Source organism: Streptomyces sp. x-80 (assembly GCF_046549095.1).
Classification (GTDB): Bacteria; Actinomycetota; Actinomycetes; order Streptomycetales; family Streptomycetaceae; genus Streptomyces; species Streptomyces celluloflavus.
The window spans coordinates 197,976-216,166 of record NZ_JAJPWM010000014.1 but is presented as its reverse complement, the minus strand read 5'-3'; the positions used below and the strand labels follow the sequence as shown (position 1 = coordinate 216,166).

The window sequence follows — 18,191 nt, the reverse complement described above, 5'->3', positions numbered from 1 at the left end:
AAGGATGGACATGAACGATCTGACGGGGTGCCCGGACGAGGCACGACTGGCAGCCGAGCGCTTGTCGGGGTCGCCGGCGAGCTGGCGGCTCGTAGTCGGCCGGCGCGGCGGCGAGGCCGTGTGGCAGGTGACCGGACCGGGCATGGACGTCGCGCTGAAGACCGGGCCGGGCCCCGCCGCTGCCGTGGTGGCGCGCGAGACCGCAGCGCTGGAGGCCATGCGGTCCGCCGGCGTCCCGGCGACGGCATACGGCAAGACCACCCATCACGGGTGCACCCAGGGCATGGCCTGGCTGATACGGCCGTGGCTGGCCGGCCCGACGACCTGGGAGGTCTTCCAGCCCATACGGGACGGGCAGCCCGACAGCCACGAGCGGGCGCTGAACGCAGCAGTGGACCTGTGCACGTCCGTTGGCTCGATGCACTGGTACGGCTGGGTACACGGCGATCTCCAGCCGCACCACAGCCTGCACACCGACGGCGGCCCCGTGCAGCTGATCGGCTGCTCCTGGTCGTGGGCCCGCGACCTTCCCCCGTCCGATGTCCACGTCGGCGGACTGGCACATCTGCTGTCGCCGGAACTCGCCGCCGCATCCGTCGCCGCGGCCCGCCCGGCGATCACCTCACAACGAGACGAGGTCTACGCCCTGGCCGCGGGGCTCTGGTGGGCGGCAACCGGCCAGTTTCCGCTGGACTACCAGGCAGCCGCCATAGATCCCCACGCCTTCGCGGCGAGAGTGCTGCGCCAGATGATCGCCGACCGTCGGTTCAAGATCGCCACCACCGACGTCTGGCCGGCGTTCACGACGGTGCTGCGCACGGTGCTCACCGCCGAGGCGACGCGGCGCCCGACGGCGATGCAACTCGCCCAACAGCTGCGGAGCATTCATGGAGTGGTATGAGATCGCCCCGGACGGGTGCCGCGTCTACAACGCCCTGCTCGGCGGACGTGACAACTACGCCGAGGACAGGGAACTCGTCCGCCAGCTGCTCGACGAGGTGCCGTGGCTGCCGGCCGCTGTCAGGATCAACCGCGTCCACGGGGCCCTGACCACCGCCTGCCTGTCCCGGCTCGGCTTCAGCCAGTTCCTCGACCTCGGCTGCGGATATCCCTCGTGGGATCCAGACATGCCGGATGTGCACGAGGTGGCCACAGCGATTCATCCCGGTGCCCGCGTCGTCTACGTGGACAGCAACAAGGGCGTCGTGACCCACGGGAAAGCCCTGTTCCGCTCATTGGGCACGTGGACGTGCTTCCAGGGAGATGTCACGGACATGGGGCGCCTCCTGGCCGCGCCGGCGATCCAGGAATTCGACCTCGACAGGCCCATCGCCGTCCTGAGCCACGATGTACTGCCCTACATCGCCGATGACGACGCCGTCGACCAGGCCCTCGCCACGCTGCGGGCATGGCTGCCACCCGGCAGCGCACTGTCCATCACCCACGCCACAGCCGACCTGAGCCCAGCCGCAATGGACACCGTGACGGCCCTGTACCGCCAGGCCCGGATCGCCTACCGGCCGCGCAGCCGGGACCACATCAGCACCCTGTTCGCCGGGTGGCCCCAGCTCGGACCCGGAGTCGTGCCCACAGGGCGCTGGCACACCGATCACCTGCATGCCCAGCGCACACCACATGTCTCCGGCGCCTACGCAGGCATCGCCGTGAAGCCCCCGAACGCTCCGCCCGGAGCAGCGACGTGACAAGTCACGGCAGCCGAATCGTCGAACACCGCTGCCGCCCGCCGCCCGGACCCGAGACCGGCCCGGATCACAACACCGTCGCGACGGAAAGGCCGCCCCGAGCCCAATCGGGCCGGGACCGACACAGAAAAAGGACAGGTGCCATGCCAGCTCAGAAAGACGATGACGACAGTGACCTCTCTTTGATCGCGGGACTGGGCGCCGCCACGAACGCATCGAACGACCCAAGCCTTTCGGACAGCGAGCGAGAAGTCGCGCGAGACCTCGCAGAGGGCTTCGCGGACCGCCTCAAGAACCAGTGAGCACTCTCCCGACCGGTCGCCGTGGCCCCGTACTGGCGGCCGGTCGGGACGGCACCCGGATAAGAGATCGGTGCCCCCGGAGATTCACCGGCTACGCGGGGGTGGCCGTGATGGTCACCAATCCGGTCGACATCCTCACCCGCCTCTTCGCCGAGACTTCCGGCTGCCGAAGGGTGGGGGCGGTCGGTGAGTTCCTTGCGTACCTGTTCGACGGGGATGGTGGCGGGTTTGCCGTTGATGGTGGTGGCCGACGCGCAGATGACGACGTTGTCGTGCTCGCCGATCGGAGTCGGCTCCAACACCGACACCGCCCGATACCGCCTCACCCTCGCCAGCGGATCAACGCCGGCATCGGCCGCACCCGCTCCGGCCCGGCCGGAGCCGTCCTCGCCGCCCTGCGCAAAACCCTTGGCCTGCAAGACGGCATCGAGGAACTGTCCGTCAACCACGACGGGAACTGGTACGGAATCCCGTTGCACTTCACCGCCGCAACCCTGACGGTCTGCCTTCCCCAGCTCAGCACCGGCGAGGCCCGACAACTGGCCGCCGCAGCCCGCAAGCTCCACACCGCCTACCGCCACCTCACAGGAGGCCCCTCATGACAACGACCGCTACCCGAATCACCACCGGCAAAGCACAGGTGACGGTATCCAGCAACCGCCCGGCCGTCACCGAATGGTCCCGCCGCTACTTCGGCCCCTGGTGGAACGCCGCCCCCACCACCGAGGAAGCGGCCCAGACTGTCGTAGCGAACGTAGACCCCGGACACGCAGCCCACGTCGCCGGCATCGTCAAGGACTTCCAGCACGACGAGACCACCTACGCGAACACCCGCACCCTCGTCGGCCAGGACCACGACGGCCACCTCTACGCAGCACAGCCCGCCGACCAACTCTCCTACGACGCCGCACCCGACCACAGCCGCCTGACCATCTCCGGGCATCACGACCTGCCCCTGGCACTGGCCGCCGCCCGCCTGGCCCGTGAAATGATCCGCGGCCAACTACTACGGGACGGCTGGAGCATCCTGCACGCCTCCGCCGTCGTCCAGAACGGCCAGACGCTCCTGACGTTCGGCCCCAAGGGCGCCGGCAAGACCACCACCGCCCTCCTCCTCGCCCGCGCCGGATGGGCACTCCTCGCCAACGACCGCGTCTTCGCCCGCCCCGACAACAACGGCGGCGTGCGCGTACTGCCCTGGCCGTCCGCCGCCGCCATCGGCTTCGGCCTCCTCGACGCCCTCGACCTCTACACCCCGGTGCGCCAACGCGTGCTCGACGGCGACGAACTGCACCCCACCCAGCACCAGCGCGTCACCGACGCACTCAAAGCCGGCCTGCGCGAACCGCTGTGGAACAACGCCGGAAAGGAACTCAAGCCCCAGTTCTTCCCCGACCAGCTGCACACCTGGCTCGGCCTGACCCTCGCCACCGAAGGCACCGCAGCCGCCCTGCTCTTCCCACAGGTCACCCCCAGCGCAACAGCCCCGGAGACGGGCCCGGAGTCCGCACTGACCGACGACGACTTCTTCACCGGAAAGACCGAGGACCGCTACCCCGACATCTTCGGACTCACCACACACACCCGCTCACAGACCACAGCCGTCCGCGAACTGCTGACAGCGCTCCCCACACGAACCGTGATCCTCGGACACGACGCAAAAGCCAACTCCGACTTCCTCACCAAGACGGCGGAGGGGCTGAACCTGTCGGAAGGGTCCTGAACGACGGAGACGGAAGAGCCCCGTCCGGCAGCAAGGTCTCCGAAGCACCCGCCGACTGACCACGTCGTTCCGGCTGCGGTGGTGGCCCTGCCCACTTGTCCGAAAGGCCCCGTGCCACGGCCGAGCCCGATCCCACACTATGGGCTCCGGCCAACGGCCCCTGGCCTCCGCGCCCACGAGCTTCCGCGCCGCCGAGTCCCGCGAAACCCGGCGTATCACCCCGCCGATTCACCCGCGTCGGCGCTCAGTACGCCCGCTCCGACCAGGGCGAACAGGGCGATGCCGAGGAGGATGCGGTAGATGACGAAGGGCATGAAGCTCTTGTGGGAGATGAACTTCATGAACCACGCGATCACGGCGTAGCCGACGACGAAGGCGATGACCGTGGCGAAGATGGTGGGGCCCCAGGCGACGTGGCCTTGGCCCGCGTCCTTGAGTTCGTACGCGCCCGATGCCACCACCGCCGGGATGGCGAGGAGGAAGGAGTAGCGGGCCGCGGATTCGCGGGTGTAGCCCATCAGCAGGCCGCCGCTGATCGTGGCGCCGGAGCGGGAGACACCGGGGATCAGCGCCATGGCCTGGCAGATGCCGTACAGCAGGCCGTCCTTGACGTTGAGGTCGGTGAGCGACTTGCGCTGCTGGACGGCGCGGTGTCGGCCGCCGGCCTCGTCGCGGGCCGCCAGCCGGTCGGCGATGCCGAGGACGATGCCCATCACGATGAGAGTGGTCGCGATCAGCCGCAGGTCGCGGAAGGGGCCCGCGATGGCGTCCTTGAGCGTGATGCCCAGGACGCCGATCGGGATCGATCCGACGATCACCAGCCAGCCCAGCTGGGCATCGTGGTCGTGGCGCAGATCCCGGTTGACGAGTGAACGGGCCCACGTCGAGATGATCCGTGCGATGTCCTTGCGGAAATAGATGATGACCGCGGCCTCGGTGCCGATCTGTGTGATGGCGGTGAAGGCCGCTCCCGGGTCGTGCCAGCCGGCGAACGCCGCGGTCAACCGGAGATGCGCACTGGACGAAATGGGCAGGAACTCGGTCAGCCCTTGGACGAGTCCGAGGACGAAGGATTCAAACCAAGTCATGGAAAGTACGCAATCCAAGGGTGATCAAGCGCTTGCCGGCGCAGACGGGGACCAGGGGATGGACGAGGGGACAGCTGAGGCCGTGCGGCGGATGTGATCATCGGCCGACGGGGGCAGAGTAGTGGCCAAAGGTGTCAGGAAAGCCAAAGGATTCTGGCCGGACAGCGCCCGTTCGGTGGCGGATCTGTCGTCGGCCCCCCTCCAGCGGTCCGCGGCCGGTCCAACGGTCCATTGGTTCAACGGTCCATCGGTTCAACGATCGGTTGGGCGGTCCGGCGGTCCGGCGATCAGGCGGTCAGGCGGTCAGGCGGTCCGGCGGTCTGTCAGTCCGCGGGCCGTCCGCCGTTCATCCGCGATAGCCGCGAATCCGCATCGCGTCCGTGCAGTGCCCCGGGCTGACGATGTCCCGGGCGATCCGGTGTGTGCAACGGCGGTCGCGCCGGTCTCCGTACGGCGATGGGTGTCCGCGCCCGTTCAGCGGCCGCGGAGCGCCTTGCGTTTGCGCCAGGCCACGGCCAGCGCGCCCAGCCCGCTGAGGACGATGAAGCCCGTCGCGATGAGGAACGCCGGTGAGGTGGGGGACGAGGCCCGCGCGCCCGCGACGACGTATGCCGCGGTGTTCGGGACGCTGCCGAGCGCCGTCGCGAGGAGGTAGGGGAGCCAGCCCATCCGAGAGACCGCGGCGCAGTAGTTCGTGGCGCAGAACGGCAGCCCCGGGAAGAGGCGGATGGCCATCATCGAGCGGAAGCCGTGTTCGCTCAGTTGCCGGTCGGCCGCGGTCAGCCAGCGGGCCCGTAGCAGCGGGCGCAGCGCGTTCTGGCCGAGCAGCCGGCCGAGCCCGAAAGCCAGGCCGGCGCCCAGGACCGTGCCGGCGAGCGAGGAGACGAAGCCGGCCTGGCTGCCGAAGAGGGCGCCCGCGGCGAGGTTCAGTACCGGCCGCGGTACGAAGGCGGTGGTGCACACGCCATACGCCAGCGCGAAGAGCACGACGGCGGTCGGGCCGGACAGCTGCGCGGGCCAGCCGTCGGCCAGCAGACGCTGCGGCTGCCACAGCAGCATCGCGATGGCGGCGCAGGCCAGCAGGACGAGCAGCAGGGTGAGCCGGGACCAGGGGGAGAAGAGCACACGCGTGCAGCGCGCGGCGAGGCCGTCGGGCGTTGCGGCGGGTTCGAGCATTTCGGGAGCCTAACCGACAAGCGTGTCAACTGGTCGCCGTCCCTCCGCGGCACGGTCCCGACACCTTCAAGAGGGAGGGGAAGGGAGGGGAAACGGGGAGAGGGGGAGATGTGAAAGCCGGGGAGGCAGGGAAGCGGGCGGGGGCGTGGATGGATGGCAGGTGAAGTAGTGGATGAGGGGGTGGGGTAGGCGCGGTGGCGCCGACGGTACATATGGCGGGCCGTCAGATCGTCGGGGGCAGGGGCAGGGGCAGGGGCAGGGGCAGGGGCCGGGGTCGGGGTCGGGTACCAGTGGTCGGTAGCGGCGGTGCCGGCGGAAGCGGTGAACGAGCGGCGGGAAATTCATTCGACGCAGGGCCGCCCGGCGGGCACGCTGTGACACATGTTCCGGCACGCCTTCCTTCCGTTCTCGTCCGCAGTCGCGGACGAGCCGAAGGCTGCCGTCTGCTCTCTCGCGGCCCTCGCCGCAGCCGACCGGGCGCCGGCCGGAGTTCTCCCGGCTGCCGTGGCCCCCGCAGTCGCTGCCGCAGCGGCAACTGCCCCCGCAGTCGCAGTCGCAGCCGCAACTGCCCCCGCAGCAGTTGCCCCGGCAGCGCCCGCGGCCGGCGGCGCCCGAAGCTGACCCTTCCCGGAACGTCCGGTGAGCCCCACAGGGGGAGGGTCGGACCGGCTCAGGGGCTCCCACGGCGTCAAGTCGCCGTACTCACCGCATTGTTGCGAGGAAGAACACCATGCCCAAGACGGCATACGTACGCACCAAGCCGCACCTGAACATCGGCACCATGGGCCACGTCGACCACGGCAAGACCACGCTGACCGCCGCGATCACCAAGGTGCTCAGCGACCGGGGGAGCGGCACGTTCGTCCCGTTCGACCGGATCGACCGGGCCCCGGAGGAGGCCGCCCGCGGTATCACCATCAACATCTCGCACGTCGAGTACGAGACCGGCACCCGGCACTACGCCCATGTGGACATGCCCGGCCACGCCGACTTCATCAAGAACATGGTCACCGGCGCGGCGCAGCTCGACGGTGCGATCCTCGTCGTCTCCGCGCTCGACGGGATCATGCCGCAGACCTCCGAGCATGTACTGCTCGCCAAGCAGGTCGGCGTACGGCACATCGTCGTGGCCCTCAACAAGGCCGACGCCGGCGACCCGGAGCTCACCGACCTGGTGGAGCTGGAGGTGCGCGAACTGCTGGGCGCGCACGGCTACGACGGGGAGCATGTGCCCGTCGTACGGGTCTCCGGGCTGCGCGCGCTGGAGGGCGACCCGCGCTGGACGGAGGCGATCGACGCGCTGCTGGACGCCGTGGACACCTATGTCCCGATGCCCGAGCGGTATGTCGACGCGCCGTTCCTGCTGCCGGTGGAGAACGTGCTGACCATCACCGGTCGCGGCACGGTCGTCACCGGTGCCGTCGAGCGCGGCACGGTGCGGGTCGGTGACCGGGTGGCCGTGCTGGGCGCGGAGACCGAGACCACGGTCACCGGTCTGGAGACGTTCGGCAAACCGATGGAGTCCGCCGAGGCCGGGGACAATGTCGCGCTGCTGCTGCGTGGTCTGCACCGGGACCAGGTGCGGCGCGGCCATGTGGTCGCGGCGCCGGGCAGCGTCACACCGCGCCGCCGCTTCACCGCGGAGCTGTACGTACTGTCCACGGAGGAGGGCGGCCGCCGGACGCCGCTGTCCACCGGCTACCGCCCGCAGTTCTACATCCGCACCGCGGACGTGGTCGGCGACCTCGACCTGGGCGAGCGGGCCGTCGCCCGCCCCGGGGAGACGGTGACCGTATCGGTCGAACTGGGCCGTGACGTGCCACTGGAGGCGGGCCTCGGCTTCGCCATCCGCGAGGGCGGCCGGACGGTCGGCGCGGGCACGGTGCGCACCGTCGAGGAGTGAGACGGGGTGCGCACCCGGCCCTGACGTGAGCGCCGCGCCCCGTACCTCGCACAGGTACGGGGCGCGGTGGCGCGGGGTATGCGTGCTGTTCCGCCGGTCGGGCGGAGTGCGAGACTGCTGGCCCGGCCGGGCCGGTCGATGCGGCTGACCCTGCCGCGACGGTGACCTAGGCGGGCGGCCGGTGAGGGAAGGGGACGTCGGATGACGGGTACGGCACTGGTCCTGGGCGGCGGAGGGCTCACCGGAATCGGCTGGGAGATCGGCATCATCGCCGGACTCGCGGAGGCGGGCATCGACCTCACCGACGCGGAGATCGTCATCGGCACCTCCGCCGGATCGATCGTCGGCGCCCATCTCACGGCGGAACGCCTCAAGCCGGCGGAGATGTACGAGCGGCAGCTGGCCGCGCCCGCGAGCCGGGCGTCCGGCCGGATGGGGCCGGCCGCGATGGCCCGGTTCGCGGCCATCGCCCTGAGTTCCCGGGACACGGTGTCGTTCGGTGCGCGGATGGGGCGGCTCGCGCTGGCGGCCCGTACCGTCCCGGAGGCCGCCCAGCGCGCGGCGATCGCCCGCACGCTGTCCTCGTCCGACTGGCCCGCCCGCCGCCTGGTGATCACTGCGGTGGACGCGGCGACGGGGGAGCGGACCGCCTTCGACGACACGAGCGGGGTGGCGCTGATCGACGCGGTGGGCGCGAGCTGCGCGGTGCCCGGCGTCTTTCCGCCGGTCACCATCGGCGGGCGGCGGTGGATCGACGGCGGTGTGCACTCCAGCGCCAATGCCGATCTGGCCGCCGGATACGGCCGGGTGGTGGTCGTGGCACCGATGGCGGTCAGCGGCGGGCCGATCGCCTCGCCGACGGCGCAGGGCGACGCACTGGCGCGGGCCGGCGCGCGGGTGTGCGTGGTGAACCCGGACCGTGAGGCCGGTGCGGCGTTCGGCCGCAACGTCCTGGACCCCGCCAAGCGCGCGGACGCCGCCCGTGCGGGGCGGCGCCAGGCGGCCGCGCATGTGGCGGAGATCCGGCGGGTCTGGTCGGCGTGATGAGCGCTGCTCTGCCGGGCCCTGCCGTGCCGTGCCTGCCGTGCCGGTGGCCCGGGGTGGCGCGCGGCAGGGCTCCGGGCTGAGCGGACGGAGTTGGGGCCGGGCGGGCCGAGTGGGCCGAGGCCCGGCCGCGACTGGGCGGCGCCTCGGCGGGGACCGGACGGCACCCGGCCCGGCGGCGGGGAGCCCCCTCGGCCCGGCCGGGTGCTCCCCGTTCCGAACTGGGACCCCGTTCCGAACTGGGACCCCGTCCCGAACTGGGACCCCGTTCCGAACTGGGACCCCGTCCCGAACTGGGACCCCGTCCCGAGCAGGGACCCCGTTCCGAACTGGGACCCCGTTCCGAACTGGGACCCCGTTCCGAACTGGGACCCCGTCCCGAACTGGGACCCCGTTCCGAACTGGGACCCCGTCCCGAACTGGGACCCCGTCCCGAACTGGGACCCCGTCCCGAACTGGGACCCCGCCCCGAGCAGGGACCCCGCCCCGAACAGGGCCCCCGCCCCGCCCGGCACAATGGCACCGTGGACGAAACACCCGAGCCGATAGCCGCCCCCCGGACCCTGGACGCGGCACCCGAGCCGATCCCCGTCACCCGGGACGTGGACTGCGGCACCGCCAAGCTGCTGCCCGATGTCGACCGTCCGCGCGGCTGGTTGCTGACGGTGGACGGTGCGCCGCAGTCGTACGTGGATCTCGACGCGCCCACGCACCTGGAGTTCGAGTACGTGCGGCGGCTCGCCCACGTGCTGGACGAGGCCGCCGCCCCCGGCCGCCCGCTCGACGCGCTGCATCTGGGCGGCGGGGCGCTGACCCTGCCGCGCTACCTCGACGCGACCCGTCCGCACTCCCGGCAGACCGTCGTCGAGGCCGACCGCGGGCTGCTCTCCCTGGTGGCGGAACACCTTCCACTGCCCGCCGGCTCCGGTATCGACGTGCAGGCGCAGGACGCCCGTACGGCCCTGGAAGCGGCACCGGCGGAGAGCGCTGACATCATCGTGGCGGATGTCTTCGGCGGCTCGCGGGTGCCCGCGCATCTCACCTCGGTCGAGTACGCGCACGCCGCCGCCCGTGTGCTGCGGCCGCACGGCGTCTACGCCGCGAACCTCGCCGACAGCGCGCCCTTCGGTTTCCTGCGCAGCCAACTCGCCAACTTCGCCACGGCCTTCGGCCATCTCGTGCTGATCGCCGAGCCCTCGGTGCTGCGCGGCCGTCGCTTCGGCAACGCCGTGCTGCTCGCCTCGCACGCGGAACTGCCGCTCGGTGCGCTGGCCCGGCGGGCGGCGGGTGACGCGTTCCCGGCCCGGGTGGAGCACGGCGCGGCACTGCGGCGGCTGATCGGGGACGCCGCTCCCGTACCCGACGCCGAGGCGGTGGCGTCCCCGGTACCACCGGACGGCGCCTTCAGCATCGGCTGACCCGGCCCGGACCGTGGCGGTCGCCCTGGCGGCCCGCCCTCGCGTGTGACCACCGTTTCGATGGCGATGGCGATGGCGATGGCGATGGCGATGGCGATGGCGATGGCGATGGCGATGGCGATGGCGCTAGCGACGGCGCTAGCGACGGCGCGTACAACGGCAGTGCCTGCGGCCGTGACGACCGAGACCGGGTAGGCGGGACCGGGGTGACCCACGCGGCTGCGGCAACGGCCGGGAGGTGCGACGGCGACTACGGCCGCGTGGTCCGGGCTGTCCGAGGCGTCTGGGAGGTCCGAGGCGTCGGCGGTGTCTGCGGCGTTGGCGCCGTTGACTGCGGGACCGTGCCCGTCGTCGCCCGTCGCGTCAGCCGGCGCACATCGGGGACGCAGAGCACGGCCGCCGTCAGCAGTGCGATCAGCGCCGAGCAGCACCACAGCGCGGCCGTGCGGCCGACGAGATCCTGTACGGGGCCGGCCAGCGAGGTGGCCACCGGGACGAGGGCGAGCGAACCCAGCGCGTCGTAGGAGGAGACCCGGGAGAACTTCTCCTCGGGGATCTCCTGGTGCAGCGCCGTCATCCACGTCACCGCGAAGACCTCGACCGCGATACCGGTGCCGAACATGATCGCGGTGAGCCCGGCCGTCGGCAGCGGCACCGCCAGCGCGGCCGAGGGCAGCGCGAGCGGGAAGACACAGAGCACACCGGTCAGCAGCAGACGGCGCGGGGTGAGCCGGGTCATCAGCAGCGCACCGCCCACCGTGCCGGCGCCGAACGCGGCGAGCGCCAGCCCCCAGGGCCCGGCGCCGCCCAGCTGCTCCTCGGCGACCACCGGCCCGTAGACCGCCTCGGCCGCGGCGACCATCGCGTTGACGACGGCGAACTGCACCACCACGCCCCACAGCCAGGGCCGCGCGGCCACCTCCCGCCAGCCGTCCCGCAGATCGTGCAGCATCCCGCCACCGGGGGCCCGCTCGGGGACGCCGCTGACGTCGAGGAATGCGCGCAGCGCCCCGGCGAGGGCGAAGGAGGCGGCGTCGATGGCCAGCACCCAGCCGGGGCCGACCGCCGTGACCAGGGCGCCGCCGAGCGCCGCGCCGCCGATGTTCGCGCCGTTCATGCCCATCCGGAAGACGGCGAACGCGCGGCCGGAGTGTTCGCCCGAGACGCTGGCGAACACCATGCCCTCGGCCGCCGGGACGAAGAACGCCTGCCCGGTGCCGCCGAGCGCGGCCAGCAGCGCCATCTGCCACAGCCGCGGTTCCCCGGCCAGCACGAGCAGCGCGAACAGGCCCTGGGAAACGCAGCTGAGCGCGTTCGCGGCGACCATCACGCGATGCCGGGGGAGCCGGTCGGCGAGCGCGCCGCCGACCAGTAGGAAGAGGATGAGCGGGACCGTACGGGCGGTGGCGACCAGCCCGACGTCGGTGGCCGAGCCGCCGGCCCCGAGCACCGCGAAGGCGGCCGCGATCAGCGCCCCGGAGCTGCCGAGGCCGGAGAGGACCGTGGCGCCGGTGAGCAGGGTGTAGTTGCGCCCCGCCCAGGCGGGACGGGCCCTCACCAGGACCACACCGGCCGGGCCGGCGCCCCGGCGGACCGGGTGGTGGCGGGGTACGGGGCGTCCGTCGCCCGGTGTGCCGGGTGTGCGGTCCGCACGTCCCCGGTGTGCTGTTGTTCTGGCCACATGGGCGTCCACGATAGGCGGGCCGGCCCGCGGACCGTACAGCTGTGTCCCCTCCGCACGGGGATCCCCGTGCGCACCGACCGAGCTGCGGCTTCCCCGTCCTCCGGAGGGGAAGATCCGGCCTTCCCCTCCTTTGCTACCCGCTGGTAACCTCTGGCCATGTCTGAGACCCTGCCGAACATCGGCGAGATGCTTCTGGCCACCGTGCCCATGGCCCGCACCCTGAATCTGGAGTTCGTCGAGGCGACCGCCGAGCGTGCCGTGGTGCGCCTGCCCGACCAGAGCGCTTACCACAACCACGTCGGCGGCCCGCACGCCGGCGCCATGTTCACGCTGGGGGAGTCCGCCAGCGGCGCCATCGTCATCGGGGCGTTCGGCGACCAGCTCTCGCGCGCTGTGCCGCTCGCCGTACGGGCGGAGATCGACTACAAGAAACTGGCCATGGGACCGGTCACCGCGACCGCGGAGCTCGGCCGTCCGGTCGCCGAGGTGGTCGCCGAACTCGACGCCGGCCGGCGTCCCGAATTCCCGGTCCATGTCGCCATCCGGCGCGCGGACGAGGCCGTCACGGCCGAGCTGCGCATCATCTGGACACTGCGCCCCAACGCCTGAGCCGCCCCGGCCTCCGGTGACGGCCGCGGCGGGCCCGGCGCCGGGTACGGAGAACAGCGCTCGGCCGCGGCCATCGAGTAGGCTTCCCGGGCGCGCTGTTCCGGCGCGCCCGGGGGATCGACGGGCACCGGTGCCGGTGCCGCCGGGCAATGGCCCACGGGGCCCGACACCATGCGGAGGAAGCGGCGTTGCACATCCAGGAGTGGCTGGAATCAGTACCGGCCGTGAGCGTATACCTCCTGGTGGGGGTGGTCATCGGGGTGGAGAGCCTGGGCATTCCGCTGCCCGGTGAGATCGTCCTCGTCAGCGCGGCGATCCTCGCCGCGACCCAGGACCACATCGACCCGGTCGTGCTGGGCGCCTGCGCATCCGCCGGCGCGATCATCGGCGACTCCATCGGCTATCTGATCGGGCGCAAGGGCGGCCAGCCACTGGTGGACTGGGCCGGCCGTAAGTTCCCCAAGCACTTCGGCCCCGATCATGTCGCCATGGCCGAGTCGAAGTTCGACAAGTGGGGGATGTGGGCGGTGTTCTTCGGCCGCTTCGTCGCCCTGCTGCGGATCTTCGCCGGCCCGCTCGCCGGTGTACTGAAGATGCCGTACTGGAAGTTCCTGATCGCCAATGTGCTGGGCGGCATCGTCTGGGCGGGCGGCACGACCGCGCTGATCTACAGCGTCGGCATTGTCGCCGAACCGTGGCTCAAGCGCTTCTCCTGGCTCGGGCTGGTCGCCGCCCTGCTGTTCGGTGTCGGCTCGTTCCTCGTCATGAAGCGCCGGGCGCAGAAGGCGGCCGCGGCCCACGAGGCGGAGGCCCCGGTCGCCACGGCGGCCGACTGACGGCCCGGGACACCACGCCTCCCGGCCCTCCCGGTCGGGCGGCCGGCACCCGGAGCTACGGCCCGGCAGCACTCGCTGCCGGGCCGTTGTCGTGCCGTCCGGACGGTGGCGCGGGTACGGGGCGGGATCCGCGTCAGGGCATCGACCAGATGTCGGGCCCGCCGTCGCGCCATTCGACGAGACCGGCGTCGTCCCAAGGGGGGTCCGCGGCGCAGAAGCCCGCCCGGCGCAGGATCGCGGCGACCTCGCCGGGGCGCCGTGCCCGTCCGAGATCCTGTCCGTGGAGCGTGACGCGGCGACCGCCGGCGCAGGGCGGATGGACGATCACCGGGGCGCGGTTCATTCCCCTAGGGTGCGCCCGGTCCGCCGCGGCCGCACCCCGAACGCACCCGCACCGTCACGCCGCGTGACACTCGGAGGTGCCGTCCGGCAGCCGCTCGCCGCGGGTCCCAGGGACCCCGTCCGTGACCGTGCGGGATACGGGCACCGGCACATCCGCCAGTGGCGCGCGCTGGGCCGCCGGTCGCCGGGGCCGGTCTTTGGCACCCTCTAGTTGATCTTATTGTGGTGTCCTTCGTCCGGCCTGGCGGGGTGGCACCGTGCGGCGCCCGCGCCCGGTCCCGAGCCTCCGAGGAGTACGTCCCGATGAAGTGTCTGCGCGTCAGAGCCGTGATGTGTGCGGCAGCCGTAGGACTGCTCGCCGGTTGCGGCAGTCACGGCGCGGACGCCGTGGACGCGTCCGACGTACCGCGGCTGCGGGCGCACGCCGCGGACGCCAGCGACGGCAGGCCCCGGACGGTGCCGCCGACCGGCCCGCGCGCCACCTTCACCCCGTTCCGTACGACCGGCGACGACGGCACCCAGGTCGTCAAGACCAGATGGCACGGCCGGAAGTCCGGCTTCACCGGCGACATATGGGCCTGGGTACCGCCGCAGTACAACCAGCCGAAGTACCTCAAGAGCGGCTTTCCGGTACTGATCGCGCTGCCCGGCTCCTGGGGTTACCCGGCCAACTACTGGGCGAGCGCGCCCTTCGCGCTGGAGGAGCGGATCGCCGAGTGGTCGCAGCAGGGCAAGACGCTGCCGTTCATCGTCGTGATGCCGGTGCTCAACCCGGGGAAGAAGTACTACGACGGCAGCGACATACCGGGGCAGCCCAAGATGGGGACCTGGCTCACCCAGGACGTACCGGATTTCGCACGCGCCAACTTCCGTACCTACGACAGCCGTGACGGCTGGGCCTTCATGGGGTCCTCCTCCGGTGGCTTCGCCGGGCTCAAGGCGGTGCTGAAGTACCCGCACCGTTTCAAGGCCGTCATCGCCAACGGCCCGGACACGGCGCCGGATTCGCCGATGTGGCAGGGGCACCCCGCCGAGATGCGCGCCAACGACCCGCGGTGGCTGTCACGGCAACTGGTCGCACACGGGGGGCCGCAGGTCTATCTGGCCTTCGAGCTCGGCACGAAGGAGGCCGCGGTGCCCGACGTCAAGCGCTTCATCCAGGAGTACACGGGCGGGCCGGTCCACGCCACGCTCTTCGAGATACCCGACGGGGTGCACAGCGGCCACACCTACATCCAGCGGATGGCCGATTCGCTGCACTGGATCAGCGAGCGGATGCAGGGCCCCGTCCCGGCTGTGTGACGCACCGTCACGAGTGACCGGGGTACCGCTGTTGTCGGACACGGGGACCGGCCGCCGCAGCGGGCGGCGAACCGGCGGGCGGGCGCGGCCAGGCGCCTTTGACCTGTGCTTTGCCGCCGCTTGGGGCGGTGGGACGGTGGGCGGGAACGGGGTTGGCGTCATTGCTTTCGCCAAGCCGAGGGTTCGCCTCACGGACCGTCAGGAACACCGCGGCCGGGGTCGCCCCGGAGTCCGGCAACAGCCCCCAATATCACCAAAGCGGACCATTTTTGAATCTCCGTCAGGTCACGGAACGGAGCGGATCTGCGTGGACGCCGGGCGTGCCCGTGATGCTAAGATCATCGCACTTGCCAAGCGCTTTAATAGCCTGCTATGGCAAAATAAAATCCGCGCATTGCCCTGAGAAAAACGCCACCCCGGGGAGAGTTATGCCATTTGCCGGGCCGTGGACGGATTTCCGGCAGGCGACCGTGCGTGGCCGTTCAGGTATGTCCGGGGGTCGCGACTGATTTTGAACGCAACATCCCGATATTTGACAGCTCGTGGCTCCGTCGTCCGAAGAGAGTCCTATGACGCCATACTTCCAGGATCCAGCGCTCTGGGGTCTGATCGTTGGTACCCCTGCCGCCGCCACCGCGATTGTTCGCGGCAGAAAAAAGATCACGGAGCTACGCAACGAAAAAGCTGAGCTCAAGCAGCACTACGCCAACCTGGAGAATCATTACACAGAGGCCGTGGAAGAGGCCAAGGACAGAGCTGAAGAGGCCACGAAGAACACGCTGAAGGCCGCCATGCGGACTCTTCAGGGCCTGGCGAGTGAGCAGCAGCTGGCGATTTCCAAGATGCAGGGGGCGTACGGCGAACACCAGATTCTCCAGGACCTCCTCGACATCGACCACATGAACTCGCAGTTCGCCCGGCGGGCCCAGTCCATCGCGGTGCTCTGCGACGGCTGGCTGGGCAGGCGGCGCAACGCTGCCTCGCTCTACGACGTGGTCCGCAGCGCGAAGGGCCGCATCCGGCACTTCACGCGCGTCGAGATCCGTTCCCAGAGCAATTTCGCCATTGTGAGCCGCGCCGTCGAACCGGTCGCGCTCACCCTCGCCGAACTGCTGGACAACGCCACCAGCTACTCGGCGCCGGAAACGATGATCGAGATCAACATCCGGCCGGTGCCCAAGGGCGTCTGCATCGTGGTCGACGATGCCGGTGTCGGCATGAACGAGGAGGAGAAGGCGCGGGCCGCCGAACTCCTGTCGAGCGAGCACTCGCCCGGCGTCTCCAGCCTCGGTAACCCGCCGCAGTTCGGATTCACGGTCATCGGTGTCCTCGCCGCCCGTTACGGCTTCAGTGTGTCCGTGGATTCCACCTCTCCCTACGGTGGCGTGCGCGCGGTCGTCCTGCTCCCCGACGATCTACTCACGTCCATGCATGAGCCCGAGGAGAGTCCAGCCGTGGCCGCGTCCACCCCGATGCCGCCGGAGGAGAACAATCCTCGCCCGGCGGCTCCCGTAACGACGGCCGGCGGTCTGCCGAAGCGCCGCCGCCGAGGCGCGATATCGATCGTGCCGACCGAGTCGGAGAGCGCGGGCAGCCCGGCCCGTGACAGCGCGACGACGGCTTCCGTCATGGGCGCCTTTCAGCGCGGGACACAATCGGGCCGTCGTTCCACCAATGCAAGCAGTGAAGGGCATGAGACTCCGTGAACTACGATCTTTCGTGGATGCTTGACAGTGCTCTGGAAGTGCCCGAAGCGCAGCACGCGATTCTCGTCTCCGCCGATGGCCTTCTTATGGCGCGCTCGAAAGGGGTCGGCCGGGACCACGCCGATACCGTCGCCGCCGCGATGAGCGGTATGCAGTCACTGAGCCGTACGGTCGCCGATTTCTGCGGCAGCCCCGACGAGCGGCCGCAGTGGCGTCAGACGCTGGTCGAGTTCGACCACGGCTGGGTCTTCCTCATTTCGGCCGGCGAAGGCGCCTATCTCGCTGTTTCGGCGTCGCCCGATGTCGACATGGCGGAGATCACCTTCCGTATGCAGCAGCTGGTCGGACAACTCGGCAAAGCACTGACCAGCCCCCCGCGCGAGAGGGCTGACATCCAACCATGACGACCTCGGACGAACCGGAGCTGGCACAGGAAACAGCGGAACTGGTACGGCCGTATGTCATCACGAACGGCCGCGACCTGCTCGATGACAGTGATTTCTCACTGATCACACTGGTCACCATGCACCGGGAGCCGCCCCGCACAAAGCCTCTCGACCCGGAGAAACTCCGCCTGCTGGAGCTGTGCGCGGGGGGTTTCCTTTCGGTCGCCGAGATAGCCGGGCATATGCAGTTGCCGGTGGGTGTCGTCAAGATTCTGGTGTCCGACCTCACGGAGGAAGGACACCTCTCGACTCGCGCGCCGATACCCAGCGCCCAACTCGTCGACAGGCAAATTCTTGAGGAGGTGCTTAATGGGCTCCAGGCTCGATTTGGATGACAGTGTCTACCTGCGCAGTTCGGTGCAGACCGCCGCGAAGATCCTCGTGGTCGGGCATTTCGCCGTGGGGAAGACGACGTTCATCGGGACGATGTCCGAGATTCCACCGCTGCGCACCGAAGAAGTCATGACACAGGCGGGCGCGGGAATAGACGATCCCAAGGGCGCGCCCGGCAAGACCACGACGACGGTCGCCATGGACTTCGGCCGGCTCACACTCAGCGAGAAGTTGGTCCTGTATCTGTTCGGAACACCCGGCCAGCAGCGCTTCGTTCAGGTGTGGGAAGACCTGTCGCGGGGGGCACTCGGGGCACTGGTGCTGGTGGATCCCGAACGCCTCGAAGAATCGTTCCCGGTGATGGACCTGGTGGAGCACTACGGCATCCCGTACACCATCGCCGTGAACCAGTTCGACGGGACACCGAGCCATTCGCTCGACGAAATCCGGGAGGCTCTGGACCTGCTCCCCGAGACGCCCGTCGTCAACTGTGACGCGCGTGACCAGCGATCGTCGGCCGATTCGCTGATCGTGCTCGTCCGTTATCTCCAGTCCCGCCTCAACTAGGAGTTCAGG

At 70.5% G+C, this 18,191-nt stretch carries 19 protein-coding genes; 15 read left to right on the top strand and 4 right to left on the bottom strand.

Annotated features, from left to right (window positions below; genetic code table 11):
• Window positions 1-10 precede the first annotated feature (10 nt).
• From ACLJWH_RS27075 to ACLJWH_RS27055, 5 genes are all read left to right on the top strand, one after another.
• Window positions 11-901 carry a hypothetical protein gene (locus tag ACLJWH_RS27075; RefSeq protein ID WP_411144364.1) on the top strand — a complete coding sequence of 297 codons (891 nt, stop codon included), beginning with the start codon at window positions 11-13 and terminating at the stop codon, window positions 899-901.
• Window positions 888-1,703 carry an SAM-dependent methyltransferase gene (locus tag ACLJWH_RS27070; protein ID WP_411144363.1) on the top strand — a complete coding sequence of 272 codons (816 nt, stop codon included), beginning with the start codon at window positions 888-890 and terminating at the stop codon, window positions 1,701-1,703. The genes ACLJWH_RS27075 and ACLJWH_RS27070 overlap by 14 nt, the downstream gene beginning before the upstream one ends.
• A 143-nt stretch (window positions 1,704-1,846) precedes the next feature.
• Complete coding sequence (locus ACLJWH_RS27065) at window positions 1,847-2,005, top strand: hypothetical protein (RefSeq protein WP_411140227.1); 159 nt, start codon at window positions 1,847-1,849, stop codon at window positions 2,003-2,005.
• A gap of 110 nt (window positions 2,006-2,115) precedes the next feature.
• Window positions 2,116-2,607: a hypothetical protein gene (locus ACLJWH_RS27060; RefSeq protein ID WP_411144362.1), complete on the top strand. Its 492-nt coding sequence runs from the start codon at window positions 2,116-2,118 to the stop codon at window positions 2,605-2,607.
• Window positions 2,604-3,728: a hypothetical protein gene (locus ACLJWH_RS27055; protein ID WP_411144361.1), complete on the top strand. Its 1,125-nt coding sequence runs from the start codon at window positions 2,604-2,606 to the stop codon at window positions 3,726-3,728. The genes ACLJWH_RS27060 and ACLJWH_RS27055 overlap by 4 nt, the downstream gene beginning before the upstream one ends.
• Window positions 3,729-3,943: 215 nt before the next feature.
• On the opposite strand, the gene ACLJWH_RS27050 is transcribed toward ACLJWH_RS27055, so the two are convergent.
• Both ACLJWH_RS27050 and ACLJWH_RS27045 read right to left on the bottom strand, forming a co-directional pair.
• Window positions 3,944-4,816, bottom strand: a complete 873-nt coding sequence (locus ACLJWH_RS27050) for an undecaprenyl-diphosphate phosphatase (protein ID WP_411144360.1) — start codon at window positions 4,814-4,816, stop codon at window positions 3,944-3,946.
• Window positions 4,817-5,290: 474 nt separating this feature from the next.
• Window positions 5,291-5,992, bottom strand: a complete 702-nt coding sequence (locus ACLJWH_RS27045; RefSeq protein WP_411144359.1) for a TVP38/TMEM64 family protein — start codon at window positions 5,990-5,992, stop codon at window positions 5,291-5,293.
• Between the two features lie 730 nt (window positions 5,993-6,722).
• On the opposite strand from ACLJWH_RS27045, the gene tuf reads away from it, so the two are divergent.
• The 3 genes from tuf (at window position 6,723) to ACLJWH_RS27030 (ending at window position 10,357) form a co-directional block, all read left to right on the top strand.
• Complete coding sequence (gene tuf, locus ACLJWH_RS27040) at window positions 6,723-7,895, top strand: elongation factor Tu (protein WP_411144358.1); 1,173 nt, start codon at window positions 6,723-6,725, stop codon at window positions 7,893-7,895.
• 201 nt (window positions 7,896-8,096) lie between these two features.
• Window positions 8,097-8,939 (top strand): patatin-like phospholipase family protein, encoded by an 843-nt coding sequence (locus tag ACLJWH_RS27035; protein WP_411144357.1) that lies wholly within the window; start codon window positions 8,097-8,099, stop codon window positions 8,937-8,939.
• A gap of 524 nt (window positions 8,940-9,463) precedes the next feature.
• Window positions 9,464-10,357, top strand: coding sequence for a spermidine synthase (locus tag ACLJWH_RS27030; RefSeq protein WP_411144356.1), 894 nt, complete (start codon window positions 9,464-9,466; stop codon window positions 10,355-10,357).
• A gap of 250 nt (window positions 10,358-10,607) precedes the next feature.
• On the opposite strand, the gene ACLJWH_RS27025 is transcribed toward ACLJWH_RS27030, so the two are convergent.
• Window positions 10,608-11,915 carry an MFS transporter gene (locus tag ACLJWH_RS27025; protein WP_411144355.1) on the bottom strand — a complete coding sequence of 436 codons (1,308 nt, stop codon included), beginning with the start codon at window positions 11,913-11,915 and terminating at the stop codon, window positions 10,608-10,610.
• A 282-nt stretch (window positions 11,916-12,197) separates the two neighbouring features.
• Between ACLJWH_RS27025 and ACLJWH_RS27020 the strand changes: the two genes are divergently transcribed.
• Together ACLJWH_RS27020 and ACLJWH_RS27015 are read left to right on the top strand one after the other, a co-directional pair.
• Window positions 12,198-12,650 carry a DUF4442 domain-containing protein gene (locus tag ACLJWH_RS27020; protein WP_411144354.1) on the top strand — a complete coding sequence of 151 codons (453 nt, stop codon included), beginning with the start codon at window positions 12,198-12,200 and terminating at the stop codon, window positions 12,648-12,650.
• Between the two features lie 188 nt (window positions 12,651-12,838).
• Entirely contained in the window at window positions 12,839-13,486 is a 648-nt protein-coding gene (locus ACLJWH_RS27015) for a DedA family protein (protein ID WP_052853965.1), read from the top strand.
• Window positions 13,487-13,619: 133 nt separating this feature from the next.
• Here ACLJWH_RS27015 and ACLJWH_RS27010 read toward each other — a convergent pair whose 3' ends face one another.
• The gene (locus ACLJWH_RS27010; protein WP_411144353.1) at window positions 13,620-13,829 is read right to left on the bottom strand and encodes a hypothetical protein; all 210 of its coding nucleotides are present in this window, start codon (window positions 13,827-13,829) and stop codon (window positions 13,620-13,622) included.
• 302 nt (window positions 13,830-14,131) lie between these two features.
• Between ACLJWH_RS27010 and ACLJWH_RS27005 the strand changes: the two genes are divergently transcribed.
• From ACLJWH_RS27005 to ACLJWH_RS26985, 5 genes are all read left to right on the top strand, one after another.
• Window positions 14,132-15,130, top strand: coding sequence for an alpha/beta hydrolase (locus tag ACLJWH_RS27005; protein ID WP_411144352.1), 999 nt, complete (start codon window positions 14,132-14,134; stop codon window positions 15,128-15,130).
• A gap of 569 nt (window positions 15,131-15,699) precedes the next feature.
• Window positions 15,700-16,836 carry an ATP-binding protein gene (locus ACLJWH_RS27000; RefSeq protein WP_411144351.1) on the top strand — a complete coding sequence of 379 codons (1,137 nt, stop codon included), beginning with the start codon at window positions 15,700-15,702 and terminating at the stop codon, window positions 16,834-16,836.
• Window positions 16,833-17,240 (top strand): roadblock/LC7 domain-containing protein, encoded by a 408-nt coding sequence (locus ACLJWH_RS26995; RefSeq protein ID WP_411144350.1) that lies wholly within the window; start codon window positions 16,833-16,835, stop codon window positions 17,238-17,240. Before ACLJWH_RS27000 ends, ACLJWH_RS26995 begins: the two co-directional genes overlap by 4 nt.
• The gene (locus tag ACLJWH_RS26990) at window positions 17,237-17,617 is read left to right on the top strand and encodes a DUF742 domain-containing protein (protein WP_411144349.1); all 381 of its coding nucleotides are present in this window, start codon (window positions 17,237-17,239) and stop codon (window positions 17,615-17,617) included. The genes ACLJWH_RS26995 and ACLJWH_RS26990 overlap by 4 nt, the downstream gene beginning before the upstream one ends.
• Window positions 17,592-18,182: a GTP-binding protein gene (locus tag ACLJWH_RS26985; protein WP_411144348.1), complete on the top strand. Its 591-nt coding sequence runs from the start codon at window positions 17,592-17,594 to the stop codon at window positions 18,180-18,182. The genes ACLJWH_RS26990 and ACLJWH_RS26985 overlap by 26 nt, the downstream gene beginning before the upstream one ends.
• The last annotated feature ends 9 nt before the right edge of the window (window positions 18,183-18,191 follow it).